The 17,516-nt window shown below is 71.4% G+C and carries 14 protein-coding genes; 8 read left to right on the top strand and 6 right to left on the bottom strand.

Features of this window, described 5'->3' with window-relative positions; translation table 11 throughout:
- Positions 1 to 14: 14 nt before the first annotated feature.
- From IF30_RS0111100 to IF30_RS0111080, 5 genes are all read right to left on the bottom strand, one after another.
- Positions 15 to 1,295, bottom strand: coding sequence for an extracellular solute-binding protein (locus IF30_RS0111100; RefSeq protein ID WP_030235615.1), 1,281 nt, complete (start codon positions 1,293 to 1,295; stop codon positions 15 to 17).
- 476 nt (positions 1,296 to 1,771) lie between these two features.
- The gene (locus IF30_RS0111095; RefSeq protein ID WP_030235612.1) at positions 1,772 to 3,325 is read right to left on the bottom strand and encodes a glycoside hydrolase family 3 protein; all 1,554 of its coding nucleotides are present in this window, start codon (positions 3,323 to 3,325) and stop codon (positions 1,772 to 1,774) included.
- A 6-nt stretch (positions 3,326 to 3,331) separates the two neighbouring features.
- Positions 3,332 to 4,159, bottom strand: a complete 828-nt coding sequence (locus IF30_RS0111090) for a carbohydrate ABC transporter permease (protein ID WP_030235610.1) — start codon at positions 4,157 to 4,159, stop codon at positions 3,332 to 3,334.
- Positions 4,156 to 5,184: a carbohydrate ABC transporter permease gene (locus IF30_RS0111085; RefSeq protein ID WP_030235608.1), complete on the bottom strand. Its 1,029-nt coding sequence runs from the start codon at positions 5,182 to 5,184 to the stop codon at positions 4,156 to 4,158. The genes IF30_RS0111090 and IF30_RS0111085 overlap by 4 nt, the downstream gene beginning before the upstream one ends.
- Before the next feature lie 162 nt (positions 5,185 to 5,346).
- On the bottom strand, positions 5,347 to 6,636 hold the full coding sequence (locus IF30_RS0111080) for an extracellular solute-binding protein (protein WP_030235606.1): 1,290 nt from the start codon (positions 6,634 to 6,636) through the stop codon (positions 5,347 to 5,349).
- A gap of 337 nt (positions 6,637 to 6,973) precedes the next feature.
- Between IF30_RS0111080 and IF30_RS0111075 the strand changes: the two genes are divergently transcribed.
- From IF30_RS0111075 to IF30_RS0111060, 4 genes are all read left to right on the top strand, one after another.
- Positions 6,974 to 7,765 (top strand): GntR family transcriptional regulator, encoded by a 792-nt coding sequence (locus IF30_RS0111075; RefSeq protein ID WP_030235603.1) that lies wholly within the window; start codon positions 6,974 to 6,976, stop codon positions 7,763 to 7,765.
- A gap of 284 nt (positions 7,766 to 8,049) precedes the next feature.
- Positions 8,050 to 8,346 carry a DUF3311 domain-containing protein gene (locus IF30_RS50180; protein WP_051709853.1) on the top strand — a complete coding sequence of 99 codons (297 nt, stop codon included), beginning with the start codon at positions 8,050 to 8,052 and terminating at the stop codon, positions 8,344 to 8,346.
- Positions 8,343 to 9,956 carry a monocarboxylate uptake permease MctP gene (gene mctP, locus IF30_RS0111065; RefSeq protein WP_030235597.1) on the top strand — a complete coding sequence of 538 codons (1,614 nt, stop codon included), beginning with the start codon at positions 8,343 to 8,345 and terminating at the stop codon, positions 9,954 to 9,956. Before IF30_RS50180 ends, mctP begins: the two co-directional genes overlap by 4 nt.
- Before the next feature lie 154 nt (positions 9,957 to 10,110).
- Positions 10,111 to 10,965, top strand: a complete 855-nt coding sequence (locus IF30_RS0111060) for a histidine phosphatase family protein (RefSeq protein WP_078891322.1) — start codon at positions 10,111 to 10,113, stop codon at positions 10,963 to 10,965.
- 7 nt (positions 10,966 to 10,972) lie between these two features.
- Here IF30_RS0111060 and IF30_RS0111055 read toward each other — a convergent pair whose 3' ends face one another.
- Complete coding sequence (locus tag IF30_RS0111055) at positions 10,973 to 11,929, bottom strand: helix-turn-helix domain-containing protein (protein WP_030235591.1); 957 nt, start codon at positions 11,927 to 11,929, stop codon at positions 10,973 to 10,975.
- Between the two features lie 399 nt (positions 11,930 to 12,328).
- Between IF30_RS0111055 and IF30_RS0111050 the strand changes: the two genes are divergently transcribed.
- The 4 genes from IF30_RS0111050 to IF30_RS0111030 form a co-directional block, all read left to right on the top strand.
- Positions 12,329 to 12,823 carry a GNAT family N-acetyltransferase gene (locus tag IF30_RS0111050; RefSeq protein WP_030235587.1) on the top strand — a complete coding sequence of 165 codons (495 nt, stop codon included), beginning with the start codon at positions 12,329 to 12,331 and terminating at the stop codon, positions 12,821 to 12,823.
- A 76-nt stretch (positions 12,824 to 12,899) separates the two neighbouring features.
- Positions 12,900 to 13,964, top strand: a complete 1,065-nt coding sequence (locus tag IF30_RS41290; protein ID WP_037899675.1) for a DUF2510 domain-containing protein — start codon at positions 12,900 to 12,902, stop codon at positions 13,962 to 13,964.
- Positions 13,965 to 14,157: 193 nt separating this feature from the next.
- Entirely contained in the window at positions 14,158 to 16,263 is a 2,106-nt protein-coding gene (locus tag IF30_RS0111035) for a glycosyltransferase family 2 protein (RefSeq protein WP_199807853.1), read from the top strand.
- Positions 16,263 to 17,516: glycoside hydrolase family 26 protein (locus IF30_RS0111030; protein ID WP_063752580.1), on the top strand; the 1,254-nt coding region annotated here is incomplete at its 3' end. The genes IF30_RS0111035 and IF30_RS0111030, both read left to right, overlap by 1 nt.

Genomic DNA, 17,516 nt, shown 5'->3' with positions numbered 1-17,516 from the left:
GGCCCGGGGCCGCCTCAGGACGGCTTGTTGATCAGCTGGTCGATCGCGGCGTCGGCCTCCTTGGTGGCCTGGTCGACCGACTTGCCCTTGAGGATCGCGGTCAGCATGTCGGGGATGACCTTCTGCTTCTCGACCGCGCCCCAGCCGGGGGCCAGCGGGGTGAACCAGGCGTCCGGGACGGCGTTGGCCGCCGCGGCGGTGGAGGGCTTGCTCTTCAGCGGGTTCAGCTGGGTCAGGTTGTTCGGCAGGATGTCCTTGTCCGCCAGCGCCTGTTCGGACTTGGAGCCGGTGAACATCCGGACCCAGTCGGTCGCCGCCGCCACCGACGCGGACTTGGCGGTGACGGCGAGGTCGGAGCCGCCGATGAAGGTCGGCAGCGGCTTGCCGTCCGGGCCGGGCATGGTGGCCACCTTGACGGCGTCCTTGAGGCTCGGATCGCCGGTGACCGGCGCGGTGACGCTCGCCGCCTCGTAGCCGTTGCCGTAGAAGGACGCCGCGTGGCCGCGGGCCATCGACTCGAACTGGTTCTGCTCGTTGACCGCCAGGTCGCCCTTGTTGTACTTGCGCACCAGGTCGGTGAAGTGGCCGATGCCCTCCTGGGACCTGGCGTCGTGCAGGGTGCCGTGCCAGTTCCCGGCGCTGTCGAACTTGGCGATGCTGCCGCCGGCCGCGGCCACGTAGCTCATCGCGGCGTACCAGTACGGGCCGGGCAGGTAGAGCGGCGAGAAGGTCCGGTCCGCCTTGTTCCTGTCCGCGATCCGGTCCAGGGCGGTCAGCAGCTCGCTCTCGGTCTTGGGGAACTCGGCGCTGCCGGTGGCCTGTTGGAAGGTCGAGGAGTTGTAGACGGCGACCCGGGCGCCCGCGTAGTAGGGCACGCACCAGAGCTTGTCCTGGTACGTGCAGGTGTTGGCGAGCGCCTTGATCCAGGTGTCGGCGTTGTCGAAGGTGGTGCGGTCCACCGGGGCCAGCGCGCCGGACAGCACGTACTTCATGGTCTCGGTGTTGCCCAGTTCGACCACGTCGGGTGCGGTGCCGTCGGCGATCGCCTTGTCGAGCCTGCCGACCTTGTCCGCCCAACCCTGGTAGGCGAGTTTGAGGGTGACGTTCGGGTACTTCGCGACGAACTCGTCGTTGACCCGCTGGACCAGGTCCGGCCAGTTCTTCTGGGCGTCGTCCATCAGCCAGACGGTGACGGTGCCGGTGACGGCCTTGGGGTCGGCGGGGCCGTTCTTGCCGCCGCCCGCGGGCGAGGCCGACGAGGAGCAGGCCGTCAGGGCCACCGCCAGTGCCGTCATTGCGAGCTTCGGGACGAGCTGACGCGTCTTCACGCCGTCCTCCGAGGGTGCTAGAGCCGTGATGCCCGCCGGCAGCGTGATTGGCGCCCGCCGCGGAGAGTCCGGACAGGGGGCGGCGAAGAGCTTCGGGGTGGGCCGATACCGCATCCGGCGAGGTCGACGCTCGAACCGGATGACTGGACTCTGGCCTAGACCAATGAGGGTGTCAACGGCCGAAAGGCCCTGCTCGCAAGGCCGTTGCAGAGCCGTTGTACCGCGTGGCGATCAGTCGCCGCGCCGTCACCGTCAGTGGGACCGGAGCCGGACCCAAGGCGCACCTGAGGGAGCCCGGTCACGTGACGGACCCGCAGGTCGACGCAGGTGGAGAGGCGGGAAAACCGGACGGGCCCGCCATGCGACGTGCGCATGGCGGGCCCGTCGGCCGACGCCTTCCGGACACGGCCGGTGACGACGGCCGGTCGGTTCGGCCGGTCGGTTCAGCCGATCGCTCCCGGCTGCCCGGTGAGCACCTCCACGGCCGCCAGCCCGCAAACCCGGGCGGCCCCGTGGGTGGCGATGTGGAGCGCGCCGACCGGTTCGGACTGGGGCAGCCCCATCTCGACCACAGCCGCGTCCGGCCGGGCCGCCACCAGGCGGTTCAGCACGGCGGACATCCACGCGTACCGGTGCGCGTCGCGGACGACCAGCACCAGGCGCCGGCCCTCGGCCTCGGCCACCAGCCCGCCGACCAGGGCGTCCAGCAGCTCCGGAGCCGCCTCCGCCGCCGACACCTCGCGGGTGCGGGTGCCGGGGAACCGGTCGGCCAGCATGCCGGCCACGCCCCACGGGGTGACGTCGCCGACGGCGATGTTCGGCTCGTCCGAGAACGAGGCCACGTACGGGCGCTCGCTCACCGGGGGTGTCACCCGGCCCGGCGCCCGGACCACCCTCAGGGCCCGGCGCGCGGCCCGCAGGCCCACCGCGAGATCCGGCTCCGGGCGCTCGCCCTGGGCCGAGATCCGGCCCCAGCTGCCCAGCGCCCGGACCCGCGCGGCGGCGTCCGCCAGCCGCTCCTCGTCGAGCCCGCCGGCCCGCACGCCCGCGACGATGGCGTCGCGCAGCATCAGCACGGTCTCCTCGTCGGCCAGGCCGCCACCGACGCAGATCGCGTCCGCGCCGGCCGCCAGGGCCAGCACGGTGCCCTCGCCCATCCCGAAGGTGTCGGCGATGGCGCCCATCTCGATCGCGTCGCTGACGATCAGGCCCTGGTAGCCGAGGCCGCCGTCGGCCGGGGCGGCGCGCAGCAGGTCGCGCAGCACGGTGGGGCTCAGGGTGGCCGGCAGCTTCGGGTCCAGCGCCGGGATCATGATGTGGGCGGTCATCACGGCCTTGGTGCCGGCCGCGATCGCCGCCTGGAACGGGACCAGGTCGCGGGCCCGCAGCACGTCCAGGTCGACGTCGATGACCGGCAGGCCGTGGTGCGAGTCGACCGCGGTGTCGCCGTGGCCGGGGAAGTGCTTGGAGCAGGCGGCCACGCCGGCCGACTGCAGGCCCTCGACCCAGGCGGCGGTGTGCCGGGCGCAGAGCTCGGGGTCGGCGCCGAAGGAGCGGACCCCGATGACCGGGTTGCGCGGGTTGGAGTTGACGTCCGCGGTGGGCGCCCAGTTGTAGTTGACGCCGGCCGCGGCCAGCGCCCGGCCCAGCTCGCGGGCGACGTCCCGGGTCAGCGCCGGGTCGTCGATCGCGCCGAGGGCGAGGTTGCCGGGCCAGGACGAGCCGGAGCCCGCCTCCAGCCGGGTGACGTCGCCGCTCTCCTCGTCGATGGCGATCAGCAGGTCGGGGTTCTCGGCGCGCAGCGCCCGGGTGAGTGCCCCGAGCTGGTCGAGGTCGACCACGTTGCGGTCGAACAGCGCGACGGAGCCGAGCCCGGCCGCGAGGTGGCGCAGCAGCCACTGCGGCGGCTCGGTGCCGACGAAGCCGGGCTGCAGGACGGTCAGGGCGTCGCGGTGCAGCTGGTCGCTGGCCGGGGCGGTGGGTACGAGGATGCTCACGGTGACTCAGCCCTTCACGGCGCCGTCGGTCAGACCGCCGACCGCCTTGCGCTGCAGGAAGATGAACAGGATCAGCACGGGGACGGCGAACATCGTGGACGCGGCCATCGTGGCGCCCCAGTCGTTGCCGAAGGCGGTCTTGAAGGACGACAGCCACAGCGGGAGGGTCTTGCCCTCGTCCTTGTTGAGGATCAGGACGAGCGGGAACTCGTTCCACGCCGTGATGAAGCCGAACAGCGAGGTCGACATCAGGCCCGGGGCGAGCAGCGGGAAGATCACCCGGACGAAGGCCTGGGTGCGGGTGCAGCCGTCCACCATGGCCGACTCCTCCAGCTCCTTCGGCACGGCGGCGATGAAGCTGCGCAGCGTCCAGATGGTGAAGGGCAGGACCATCATCATGTAGAAGAGCGTCAGCGGGACCAGGCTGTTCAGCAGGTCGTTGTCGCGGGAGATCATGTAGACCGCGATGGTCATGACCTCCCACGGCGCCATCTGCGCCATCATGATGACCAGGACGAAGGCCTTGCGGCCGCGGAACCTCATCCGGGCGATGGCGAAGGACGCCAGGGTCGCGATGACCAGCGAGAGCAGCACCGCGCCGACGGTGACGGTGACGCTGTTGGTGACGTACGTCCAGAAGTTCGGCGCGTGGACCGCGGTGACGAAGTGGTCGAAGGTCCCGTCCAGCGGGATGAAGACCGGCGTCTTGCTGATGATGTCCTGGTCCTGCTTGAAGGACGTCGCGAACATCCAGTAGACCGGGAAGACGAAGAAGACGAAGAGGACGACCGCGATCACGTTCGGCCAGGTACGTCCGAAGAGAGAGCGCCTCACAGCTCGTCCTCCTGCTTGATCATGATGCGGAAGTAGTACGCCATCAGTGCGCCCAGCATCAGGATGGTGAGCACGGCGATCGCGGAGCCGACGCCGTAGTGCTGGCCGGAGGAGCCCTCCAGGAAGGCGTGCACCGGCAGGGTCCGGGTCAGCTTCTCGGGGCCGCCGGCGTTGACCGCGTAGACCTGGGTGAACGACTTGAACACCCAGATGACTTCGAGGAAGGTCGTGGCCAGGAAGAACGGCTTCAGGTTGGGGAAGATCACCGAGCTGAAGATCTTGAGCGAGCCCGCGCCGTCCATCCGGGCGGCCTCGTAGAGCTCCTTGGGGATGGTGGTCAGGCCGGCGTACATGTTGAACGCCACGAACGGGATCGACATCCAGACGATCAGCAGGATGATGACGAAGAACGTCGTGTACTCGTCGCTCAGCCAGTTGTAGTCGGCCATCGAGTGCCAGCCCAGCTGGTCCAGCAGCCAGTTGACGACGCCCCACTGCGAGTCGAACAGCCAGGTGTAGACCGTGGTCGCGGCGACGACCGGCATGGCCCAGGCCATCAGCAGCCCGATCTGCAGCACCAGGCGCATCTTCTTGCCCAGGTGGTTCAGGAGCAGGCCGACGAGGGTGCCGCCGACCATGATGATCACCACGTTGATCGCGGTGAAGGCGACGGTGCGCCCGGTGACCGCCCAGAAGTCCGGGTCGGTCAGCTGCTCCTTGTAGTTGTCGAAGCCGTTCCACTCGGTGATGTGCATGACCAGCTGGCGCCGGTTGAGGTTCTGGAACGACAGCAGCACCGTCTTGAGCAGCGGCCAGCCCAGCAGGGCGAGGGTCGCCACGGTGGCCGGCAGCAGCAGCAGGTACGGGGCGAGGCGGGAGCCCAGGCCGGGACCGCCCGCGGGTCTGGCGCCGTGCGGCACGGCGCCCTCGGAGCCGCCGCCCACGGCGCCCCTCTCGATACCGGCCGCAACGGCCGCCCCTGGATCCGGGGACTGCGTCTGCACCCGCTCCGAATGCACAGCCATCGTTCTCACTTCCTCACAACCCTGGCCACGACGGACAGGCGCCGCCCGCCGGCCCCCGCCGGGGGCCGGTGAGCGACGCCGCTGGGGCCTGTCCCGGGCTCCCGTCGTCCGCCCCGGAGGGCGGCCCCGCGAGCGGGGGGAGGCCGGGACGGGCCCCTGTGCTCACTGCTTCTGGTTGAGGCGCTTCGCGATCTCGTCGTCGTACTTCTTGGCCGTGGCGGCGTAGTCGCCACCCTGGAGGGCGGCGGTCAGGAAGTCCTTGATCGGGTTCGGCTTGTCCTCGACGCTGGCCCAGTTGGGGGTGTTCGGGGTGATCGCGCCGACCGCGGCGGCCGTCTGGGCGGCCTTGGCGAAGTCACCGGTGATCTGGCCGTTGAGCGAGGCCTTGTTCGGGATGCTGCCGGCGGCGGCGACCGCGCCCTCGTTCTTGTCGTTGAGGGCGATCTTCAGGAAGTCCTTCGCCATGTCGGTGTTCTTGCTCTGGGAGGCGATCGCCAGGTTCGAGCCGCCGAGGAACACGCCGGAGGGCTTGTCGGCCGTCTTGCCGGGGAGCGGGAAGAAGCCGATCTTGGCGGCCGGCAGGACCTCCTCCTTCGGCAGCTCCCAGCCGAGGCCGATCATGGTGCCGACGTTGCCCGCGCCGAAGACGTCCTTCTGCTGCGGGGTGGCCTCGTCCTTGTCCTTCGGACCGGTGACCGAGTAGCCCTGCAGCTTCTTGTAGGTCTCGAAGGCCTTCTGCGCCTCGGGTGAGGACAGGCCGCCGACCCACTTGTCGCCGTCCTTCTTGGCGATCTTGCCGCCCTCGCTGGTCAGCAGGCCGAAGTAGACGTACCACTCCTGGCCGGGCATGTAGATCGGGTCGGCGACGCCCGGGACGGCCTTCAGCTTCTCCAGGTCGGCGTAGAACTCGTCCAGGGTCTTCGGCGCGTCGGTCAGACCGGCCTTGGCCCACAGGTCCTTGTTGTAGGCGACGACGCGGTTGGTCACGAACCACGGGGCGGCGTACTGCTTGCCGTCCAGGATCGCGGCCTCGTTCTGGTTGGCGGCCCAGTTGTCGCCGCCCAGCGCGGACTTGTCCTTGGTGATGTCGAGCAGGCCGCCCGAGGCCGCGTAGCCCGCGGTCTGGGTGTTGCCGACCTCCAGGACGTCGACCGAGCCCTCGGACAGGGCGGCGGTGACCTTGGGGCCGATGTCGGTCCACTCCTGGGCCTGGAAGTCGACCTTCGAGCCCGGGTAGGTGGTCTCGAACTCGGTCTTGACCGCGTCGGTCCAGCCCTTCGGGGCGGAGCCGGTCATGGTCCACACCTTCAGCGTCTTGCCCTTGTACTTGTCGGCCGCCGAGGCGGACGACGACTTCGAGTCGCCGTCGCTCTTCTTGCCGTCCGAGCCACAGGCCGCCAGGCCGACGACCATTGCTGCGACGCCGACCGCCGCGATGAGCTGACGCTTCACGCCATCCTCCTGAGGGATGCCTGGATTACCCCCGTCGGGCGGTGGCGGCAGACCCACACAAAGCGGGGGGAACGGTGCCGCGGACCCCTTCGAACGGGTGGGGGGATTCGTAGGATCCGGCCTAGTGGTGTAGACCAGATGCCTGGAGCTTGGCCTAGACCAATGGGCCTGTCAACGGCTGTCCGACCGATCTCGACCACCCGTTATCAAGCCGACACCGCACATCGTTCATCGCGTGATGAGGTATTCGTTCCGTAGCCATACATGCAACGATGTGACCCGTTAACGATGTGGCGGGGCCTGTGAAGGCCTTGCGAGAAGCGGGAGAACAGGTCCGATGAGCAGCGACGGGGGAACCACCGCCCAGGCCGACGACCCCGAGGTGAAGAACCTCCCGACGCAGACCGGCGCCGACCCGACCGCCCGCGTCCCCAAGTACTACGGCCTCAAGCGCCACCTGCTGCAGCTCACCGAGACCCAGCCCGCCGGCACCCCCGTGCCGCCCGAGCGCGCGCTGGCCGCCCAGTTCGACACCTCGCGCACCACCGTCCGCCAGGCCCTGCAGGAGCTGGTCGTCGAGGGCCGGCTGGAACGCATCCAGGGCAAGGGCACCTTCGTCGCCAAGCCCAAGGTCGCCCAGGCCCTGCAACTCACCTCCTACACGGAGGACATGCGGGCCCAGGGCCTGGAGCCCGCCTCCCGGCTGATCGAGATCGGCTACATCACCGCCGACGACCGGCTCGCCCCCCTGCTCGACATCAAGCCGGGCGGCCGCGTGCTGCGGATCGAACGGCTGCGCCTGGCCAACGGCGACCCGATGGCGATCGAGGTCGCGCACCTGTCCGCCAAGCGCTTCCCCGCCCTGCGCCGCAACCTGGCCAAGCACAACTCGCTGTACGCGGCGCTGCGCGAGGTGTACGGGGTCACCGTGGCCGAGGCCGAGGAGACCATCGAGACCACCCTGGCCGACCCGCGCGAGGCCGGGCTGCTCGGCTCCGACCTCGGCCTGCCGATGCTGCAGCTGTCCCGGCACTCCTTCGACGCCGACGGCGACCCGGTCGAGTGGGTCCGCTCCATCTACCGGGGCGACCGCTACAAGTTCATCACCCGCCTGAAGCGTCCGGAGTAGCCGCGACCCAGCAGGCAGCAGCCGCCGTAGCAGCACTCCCCCACGGCAAGCCGGGCACCGGCGCGCACGACCCGCGCGCCGGTGCCTTTCGCCTTCCCGGCCCCCGATGCGTCCGGATGGCGGGAAGTTGCGCCGATCCCGGTGACATGGATCACGCCATGCCCTAGATTGCGCAGCCGTACTGACTGCCGATCACCGATGGTGCTGCTCGGCGGGCTCGCGGGGCGCGTGACGCCACCCGGGCTGCGGCGCCGACGGGGAGAACCCTCCGGAGCGGAGCCGCAATGCCGTCTGATCCCGATGCCTTCGACGATGACCTGCCCGAACCGGCCGGGGCACCCGTCCCGGCCGTGACACCCGAGCGGGTGCTGGCCGGCCTCGCCCTGCTCGTGCCGATCGTCGCGATGCTGTGGGTGCCGTCCTACGACAAGGGCGACCCGGCCGTGGCCGGGGTGCCGTTCTTCTACTGGTACCAGCTGCTCTGGGTGCCGGTGTCGGCGGTCTTCACCGTCGCCGCCTACCTGTTGATCACCCGGGACGAGAAGGCCCGCAAGGCGGCCCGGACGGGCGGTGCGCGATGAAGGACGTCAACGTGCCGGCCCTCGTGGTCTTCGTCCTCTTCTTCGGCCTGGTCACCGCGATGGGCTTCCTCGCCTCGCGCTGGCGCCGCGCGGGCGACGCGGCGCACCTGGACGAGTGGGGCCTGGGCGGCCGCAGCTTCGGCACCTGGGTGACCTGGTTCCTGCTCGGCGGCGACCTCTACACCGCGTACACCTTCGTCGCCGTCCCGGCGGCGGTGTACGCGAGCGGCGCGGCGGGTTTCTTCGCGGTGCCGTACACGATCGTCGCCTACCCGCTGGTCTTCCTCTTCCTGCCCCGGCTCTGGTCCGTCTCCCGGGTGCACGGCTACGTGACCCCGGCCGACTTCGTGCGCGGCCGGTACGGCTCGCGGCCGCTGTCGCTGGTGGTCGCGCTGACGGGGATCCTGGCCACCATGCCGTACATCGCCCTGCAGCTCGTCGGCATCCAGGCCGTCCTGGACGTGCTGGGCGTCGGCGGCGGCGAGAACGCCAACTGGTTCGTCAAGGACCTGCCGCTGTTCATCGCCTTCGGCGTCCTGGCCGCCTACACCTACTCCTCCGGCCTGCGTGCCCCGGCGCTGATCGCCTTCGTCAAGGACGCCCTGGTCTACATCGTGATCATCGTCGCGGTGATCTACATCCCGATCCGGCTCGGCGGCTACGGCCACATCTTCGAGTCGGCCGCCGACCACTTCAAGGCGGCCAAGGCCGGCTCGCTGACCCTGCCGGACAACAAGCAGTGGACGTACGCCACGCTGGGGCTCGGCTCGGCGATGGCGCTGTTCATGTACCCGCACTCGGTGACCGGCGTGCTGGCCTCCAAGTCCCGCAACACCGTGCGCCGCAACATGGCGATCATGCCGGCGTACTCGCTGATGCTGGGCCTGCTGGCGCTGCTCGGCTTCATGGCGATCGCCGCGGGCGTGGGCAAGGGCGTCAAGGGCTACAACTCGCAGCTCTCGGTGCCGCAGCTGTTCGCGGACATGTTCCCGGACTGGTTCACCGGCGTGGCCTTCGCCGCGATCGGCATCGGCGCGCTGGTGCCGGCCGCCATCATGTCCATCGCCGCGGCCAACCTGTTCACCCGCAACGTCTACAAGGAGTGGTTCAAGCCCGCCGCCACCCCCGCCGACGAGACCCGGGTCGCCAAGATCGTCTCGCTGCTGGTGAAGGTCGGCGCACTGGTCTTCGTGCTGGGCATGGACAAGCAGGCCGCGATCAACCTCCAGCTGCTCGGCGGCCTGTGGATCCTGCAGACCTTCGTGGCGATCGTCGGCGGCCTGTTCACCCGCTGGTTCCACCACTGGGCGCTGTTCGCCGGCTGGGCGGCCGGCATGGGCTACGGCACCTGGAAGGCGTACGGGATCGCCAGCCCGGCCACCAAGCACTTCGGCGGCAACGCGGCCGAGATCCCCGGCATCGGCGAGATCGGCTACATCGGCCTGACCGCCTTCGCGCTGAACCTGATCGTCGCGGTGGCGCTCACCCTGGTGCTGCGGGCGGTCAAGGCCCCCGACGGCACGGACGAGACCAAGCCGTCCGACTACAGCGCCGAAGCCGGCGGCGACGACGAGCCGAAGAGCGCGCCGGAGCCCGTAGCGGCGCACTGATTCGCGCGGTACGCGCCCTGTGATCGCGCCGCCTTCTCCGTGAACACTGGAGAAGGCGGCGCGATCATATGTATGAACAGGCGTGCACGCCGGGCACCACCAGACCGGACCGGCAAACGGACGGAACCTGATCGACCACGGGGAGCTCGCGGCCATGGCAGAACTCGGCACCACCCTCAACGGACAACACCCGTCCACCCAGGACCAGCACCAGCACACCACCACCCAGGGCCAGCACCCCGGCGGCCAGCACCAGCACGCCACCACCCAGGGCCACCACGTCACCGCCCACCGCCCGCCGGCCACCCGGCTGCCGTCCGTGCTGATCGCCACCCGGCACGGCGAGTCCACCGCCAACGTCGAGTTCCAGCTGGCCGAGGCCGTCGGCGCGCTCAGCGTCCCGATCAGCTGCCGCGACGCCGACATCCCGCTGTCCCTGCACGGCCGGCAGCAGGCCCAGGCGCTCGGCCGCTGGTGGGCCGCCCTGCCCAGCGCCGACCGCCCGCGCAGCGTCTGGTGCTCGCCGTACGAGCGCACCGCCGAGACCGCCCGGATCGCGCTCGCCCAGGCCGCCGGGCTCGGCGCCGTCCCGGTCACGCTGCCCGTCCGCTACGACGAGCGGCTGCGCGACCGCGAACTCGGCGTCCTGGAGATGCTGCCCAAGGCCGCCATCGAGGCCAAGCACCCCGAGGAGGCGGCCCGGCGGCGCAAGATGGGCGAGCTCTACTACCGCCCGCCCGGCGGCGAGTCCTGGGCCGACGTCGCACTGCGGGTGCGCAGCGTGCTGCGGGACGTCTGCGAGGAGGAGGCGGGCCGGCCCGTCCTGCTGGTCGCGCACGACTGCACGGTGCTGATGCTGCGCTACGCGCTGGACCGGCTCACCGAACCGCAGCTCACCGCGCTCGGACCGGTGCACAACTGCTCCACCAGCCTCTGGCGGGCCCAGGACGGGCGGCTGCGCCCGGACCTGTGGAACGGCGTCGACCACCTGGCGTTCGACGAGGCCTGACGGTCCGTCAGCTCGCGTCCGGGCCGGCGAAGCAGCGCCGGTAGGCCAGCGGCGTGGTGCCCAGCCGGCGGCCGAAGTGGTGCCGCAGGGCCGCCGCGTTGCCGAAGCCGCAGCGGGCGGCGATCGCGTCCACCGGCTCGGTGGTGGACTCCAGCAACCGCTGGGCGAGCAGCACCCGCTGCCCGGTCAGCCAGCGGTGCGGGGTGGTGCCGGTCTCCTGCCGGAAGCGGCGGGCGAAGGTGCGCGGCGACATCAGCGCCCGGGCGGCCAACTGCTCGACGGTGGCCTCGTCGTCGAGGTGGTGGCGCATCCAGTCGAGCAGTGGCGCCAGCGAGTCGCCGTCGCACTCGGGCAGCGGCCGGTTCACGAACTGGGCCTGCCCGCCCTCCCGGTGCGGCGCCACCACCATCCGGCGGGCGATCTCCCGGGCCACCTCCGCGCCCTGCACCTTGCGCACCAGGTGCAGGCAGGCGTCGATGCCGGCCGCCGTCCCGGCCGAGGTGACCACCGGGTCGTCGTCCACGTACAGCACGTCCGGCTCGACGGTGGTCAGCGGGAAGCGCTCGGCCAGCGCCGCGCTGTGCCGCCAGTGGGTCGCGCTGCGGCGGCCGTCGAGCAGCCCGGCGGCGCCCAGCACGAAGGCGCCGCTGCAGATGGACAGCACTCGGCCGCCGCCCGCCACCACCCCGCGCAGCGCCTCCAGCAGCGGCTCGGGGTACTGCGGGCGGATCCCCGCCGCGGTGACCACCGCCAGGTCGGCGCCGGCCAGCCGCTCGGGGCCGTACGGGACGTCCACCGCGAAGCCGGAGTGGGTGGCGTGCGGGCCGGGACGGGCGCCGGCGATCGCGAAGTCGTAGCCGGGCAGCCCGTCGGCGGTGCGGTCGAGACCGAAGACCTCGCAGGCGACCCCCAGTTCGAAGGGGTGGACCTCCTCCAGCACCACCGCGACCACGTTCTTCAGCATGCCGTCCAGGATGCCCCGGACCCGCGCCGCGGCGGAAGGCTCCGGGTGGCAGGATTTCGAGGCAATCGGTCGTTCCTGCCACTCGTGGCCGCCGGTCCGCCCGGCCAGAGTGGAGCCCATGGACAGCGACACCCTCGCCAGCGCACTCGCCCTGGCCGGAATCGTCGGCGGCTTCGGCCTGCTCGGCGTCCTGATCGGCCGCGAGGTCTCCCGCGGCCCGGCAGCCGGCCGCGACAACCACCACCGCCCGGGCGGCTACCCGGCCGACCTCGCCCGCCCGGAACGGCTGTACGGCACCCTGCCCGCCGCCTCGTTGCGCCCCTCCGCCGACCCGGCCACCCTCCCCGTCCGTTCGACCCCCGCGATCCGCACCGCGCACGGCTCCGGCACACTGTCGGCATGGACCACCTCATCCGCCGGGCCCTCCCGGAGGACCTCGAAGACGCCGGCCGCATCACCGTCGAGGCCTTCGTCGGCGGCGGCTTCACCTCGCCCGAGAGCGGCTACGTCGAGCAGTTGCGCGACGCCGGGCGCCGGGCCCGGGAGGCCGAACTCCTCGTCGCGGTCGACCCGGCCGAGGGACGGGTCCTCGGCTGCGTGACCTTCGCGGTCGGCGGCACCGCGTGGGCGGACATCGCCGGCCCGCAGGAGGGCGAGATCCGGATGCTCGCCACCGACGCCGCCGCCCGGGGCCGGGGCGTCGGTGAGGCCCTGGTGCGCGCCGCCGTCGCCCGCAGCCGCGAACTGCGCCTGGCCGGCATGGCGTTCTCCACCCGACCGACGATGACCGCCGCCCACCGGGTCTACGAGCGGGTCGGCTTCCGGCGCGCCCCCGAGCGGGACTGGGCGCCGCACCCGGGGACGGACCTGATGGTCTACGCCCTGGCGTTCTGAGGCGGCGTCGGGCGGTCCGCCCGGCCCCGTGACCTTGAAATGACCATCGGATCGGCTCGCTGCTAGTATCCGCCGCATGACGACGGGGAGTCCGCCTAGCGGCTGGTACGAGGACCCTTCCGGGCAGCCCAACACGCTGCGCTGGTGGGATGGTTCGACCTGGACCGAGAAGGTCCAGGCCAAGCCGGGGGGCAGCGGCGCGCCCGCGAGCCCGTTCCCCGGCCATGCCGCTCAGAACGCTGCCGCGCCGACGGCCGTCAGCCCGGCGGTGCAGGCTCCGGTGCCCGCGCCCGCGATGCCGGTCGGCGCGGCGCTGCCTTCGGCACCGACCCAGACCTCCGGGCCCGGGCCCCAGCCGCAGGCCGTTCCCGCTCCCAAGCCGATCCCCACCTCGGTGGTGTTCGAGACCGTCGAGCCGGACCGCGGCAAGCGCCGCGTCCTGCTGGCCGTCGGCGCCGTGGTGCTGTCGGTCGTGATGGCCGGCGGCGGCTACTTCCTCGGCCACAAGACCGCCAAGTCCGACCCGGCGAAGGCCGCCGCGAGCGCGGCTCCGACCGCCACCGGCGACCCCAAGAGCCCGAACGGCTTCATGGGCACCGCCCTGACCGGCGGCCAGCAGATCGCCGGCGGGCGGCAGATCACCGGCCAGGACTCGAAGATGAACTTCATGCTGCCGCAGGACTGGCAGGTCCAGGTCGACGCCAAGGCGCCGAACGAGGTCCGCTACGCGGTCAACCCGTACGCCTGCGTGGGCCACGGCAACGGGGCCTGCACCCGCGGCCTGGTCGTCCAGAACCTCCGGGTGTTCAACGGCGGCTGGTCCGACCCGAAGTCCCTGGTGCTCGGCATGGGCCAGCTGCTCTACAACGCCCGCTACGGCTCCGACGCGCCGGCGCCGGCGGACCCGGTGAAGCAGTCGGCCGTCAAGATCCAGGGCATGGACGGCTACCTCGCCCTGTGGCACGTCCCGATGTCCAGCGGCTCCTCCACGCCGGACGCCTACTGCGGCGTCCTGGAGGTCACGCCCGCCGCCGGGGCGACCACCGTCCCGGTGCTCCAGATCTGCCTCGACCAGGCGGCGGAGGCTCCCCCGCTGGCGCTGATGGACCAGATCGCGAACTCCGTCAAGATCACACCCTGACGCCAGGCCCTCCCGCAGGCCCCGCCCTCGCGCGGGGCCTGCGGGAGCCTTCGCATTTCCGGCCCCGGGCCGAGCCCGCGCGGCCACGGCCCGTATGCTGACCGCTTGAACGACTATCAGCCAAGCCCATGAGGGGCGCCGCCACACCGCGCAACCGTCGACCCGACGGCCGGGTGCCGGCCGCCGACGGGCGGTGACAGAGCAGGGAACCAGCGGCTCCGGCGCGACCGGGCGGCTGTACGGGGGTTTACCGGTGGACTCCACCAACGAGCAGACGGCGAAGCGGACCGGCCGGGGCCGCGGCCGCCACGGGCGAGTCCTGCCCCGGGCCCGGAACGAGCGGCGGATCGTCCGCAGGGAACTGCGCAACAGCGCGGCCCAACGCGCCTACGTGGCGTGCGCCGAGACCGCCGGCCCGCTGACCCCCGGCGAGGACGGCGCCGCCGTCCGCTACCGCTCCGTGTCCTCGCGCGGCGTCAAGTTCGTCATGACCGTCCTGGTGTCGGTCAACGCGCTCGCCGGCCTGGTCTTCGTCGGCTGGCTGCTCCTCCCCGAACACATTCCCGGCTCCCACGTCGGCTGGTCCCCGGACTGGCGGATCAACGTCGCCCGGATCTGCTTCTGTTCCGTAATAACGGTCGAAGTGATCCGGTTGGTTCAGAACCTCGCCGTCTGGGTCTTCGCGTTCCGCGCCAAGGACCCGGTGCCGGTCACCCCGCCCCCCGGCCTGCGGGTCGCGGTGCTGACCACGATCGTGCCCTCCAAGGAGCCGATCGAGATCGTCGAGCGGACCCTCGCCGCCATGCTGCGGATCGAGTACGACGGCCGGATCGACGTCTGGATCCTCGACGAGGGCGACGACGACCGGGTCAAGGAGATGGCCGCCCGGCTCGGCGTCCACCACTTCAGCCGCAAGGGACGCCCCGAGTACAACCAGGCCGAGGGCGAGTTCCGGGCCAAGACCAAGTCCGGCAACCACAACTCCTGGCGCGCCGAGCACGAGCACGGCTACGACGTGGTCGCCCAGATGGACCCGGACCACGTCCCGCTGCCCTGCTTCCTGCAGCGCACCCTCGGCTACTTCCGCGACCCCGACGTCGCCTTCGTGGTCGCCCCCCAGGTCTACGGCAACATGTACGACAACTGGGTCGCCCACGGCGCCTCCGTGCAGCAGTACCTGTTCTCCGGCCTGGTCGAGCGCGGCGGCAACGGCATGGACGCACCCCTGCTGATCGGCACCAACCACCTGTACCGGCCCACCGCCTGGCAGCAGATCGGCGGCTACCAGGACTCGATCATCGAGGACCACCTCACCAGCATGCGGATCCAGGCCTCCGTCAACCCGGAGACCGGCCACCGCTGGAAGGGCGTCTACACCCCCGACGTGCTCGCCGTCGGCGAGGGCCCGACCTCCTGGACCGACTACTTCAACCAGCAGAAGCGCTGGGCGTACGGCATCTGGGAGATCCTGCTCAAGGGCCGGCTGCGCTCCGGCATCAAGCTGCGGATGCGCCAGCGGGTGCTCTACGGCCTGGTCCAGTTCTACTACCCGAGCGTGGCGGTCAACACCGTCCTCGGCAGCCTCGCCACCTCCGTCTACCTGGCCCTCGGCGTCACCTCCATCCACCTCAACAGCACCCACTGGATGGCCCTGTGGGGCGCCAGCATGGGCAGCTGGTTCGTGCTGTGGCTGTGGCTGCGCCGGTTCAACCTGGCCGCGCACGAGCGGCGCGAGATCGGCGTGGCCGGCATGGGCCTCGCCCTGTTCGCCGGTCCGGTCTACGTCGCCGCCGCGATCGCGGCGCTGCTGCGCCGCCCGCTCGCCTACGCCGTCACCGCCAAGGGCGACCTGCGCAGCGCCGAGTCGCTGTCGACGTTCCGGCTGCACCTCCTGTGGGCGGCGGTCGCGGCAGGGCTGCTGGGCGCCAGCTTCACGCTCCACCACGACATCTGGATCCTGCGGTTCTGGGCCGGGGTCAGCCTGTTCACGGGCCTCGCGCCACTGGTGATCTCCTTCGTCAGCGGACGCCGCGAGGCCCGGGCCCAGCGGGCCGCCGCCGCCCGGGCTGCCGAAGCCGCCGAAGCCGAAGCCGAGCCCACCGCCGCCGAGGCCGGGTTCGCCGGGATCCCCCGCACCAGCCGCCACCTGCCGACCCAGCGGGCCGCAGCGCCGCGCACCGGCGGGCCCGTCGGAGGAGCCGGCGCAGGAGCGCTGGGAGGAGCCGTCACCGAGGACGAGTTCGACGAACTGCTGGAGCCCGCCCGGGCCGGCTCCCGGACCGAGCGGGGGGCCCGCTGATGCTCCGGATCACCGTCCCCCGGATCGCCGCCCTGGTCGCCCTGGCCCTGATGGTCGGGTACACCTTCGTCCTGGCACCCCGGCTCTCCCGTGCCCACGACCAGGATCCGTACACCTTCGCCGGCGCGGCCCCGACCGCGATGCCGGGCTGGCTGACCAGCGCCCTGGCCGCGGCACCGGCCGCCACCGCCGCACCGGCCGCGAACGCGAGCGCCGCCCCCAGCACGGCGGCCGCCACGACACCCGCCGCGACGCCCCCGCCGCCGCAGTTCCCGCCGGCCGGCGGTGCGTTCACCGGCATCATGACCAAGCCCGGCCCCTACGACCTCGGCCCGCTCGACGATTTCACCGCCGCCGTCAAGCACCAGCCGAACGTCCTGGAGTTCTCGGTCGGCTGGTGGGACCGCAAGTTCGACCGCCGGGTCTTCGACACCGTCGCCGAACGCGGCATCATGCCGATGGTCGCCTGGGAGCCGTGGGACTACCGCAAGGAGGCGAAGGACGACAAGCTCCGCGGCGAGCAGCCCGAGTACGCCCTCTCCAACATCATCGACGGCAGGTTCGACGACTACATCAAGACCTGGGCCGAGGGCATCAAGGGCCTCGGCTACCCCGTCGCCCTGCGCTTCGCCCACGAGATGAACGGCTACTGGTACCCGTGGGCCGAGCAGGCCAACGGCAACAAGAAGGGCCAGTACGTCCAGGCCTGGCGGCACGTCCACGACATCTTCAAGCAGGTCGGCGCCACCCGGGTCACCTGGGTGTGGAGCCCCAACGTCGACTACGAGAACGCCACCAGCCTGAACTCGCTCTACCCCGGCGACGACTACGTCGACTGGGTCGGCCTGTCCGGCTACTACGGCACCACCGGCGTCGAGAAGTACAAGTCGTTCGACCAGATCTTCCAGCCGACCATCGGGCAGGTCCGCGGGTTCACCCGCAAGCCCGTGGTGATCACCGAGACCGGCGCCACCGACACCTCGGGGCTGAAGGCGCAGTGGATCACCGAGATGTTCGCGCAGCTCCCCCAGCACCCCGACATCATCGGCGTGATCTGGTACGAGGCGAGGAAGGAGGTCGACTGGCGGGTGGCCGGATCCGCCGCCGCCTCCGAGGCGTTCGCCGCCGGGGTCGCCGCGCCCCGCTACAACACGCCCTGGACCGTCCGCTCCGAGCCGGCCCTGACCGTCGCCTGTCTCTTATACACATCTCCGAGCCCACGAGACAGGCAGAAATCTCGTATGCCGTCTTCT

This window comes from Streptomyces sp. NRRL S-350, assembly GCF_000719705.1.
Taxonomy (GTDB): domain Bacteria; phylum Actinomycetota; class Actinomycetes; order Streptomycetales; family Streptomycetaceae; genus Kitasatospora.
This window is presented reverse-complemented; position numbering and strand designations above follow the sequence as displayed.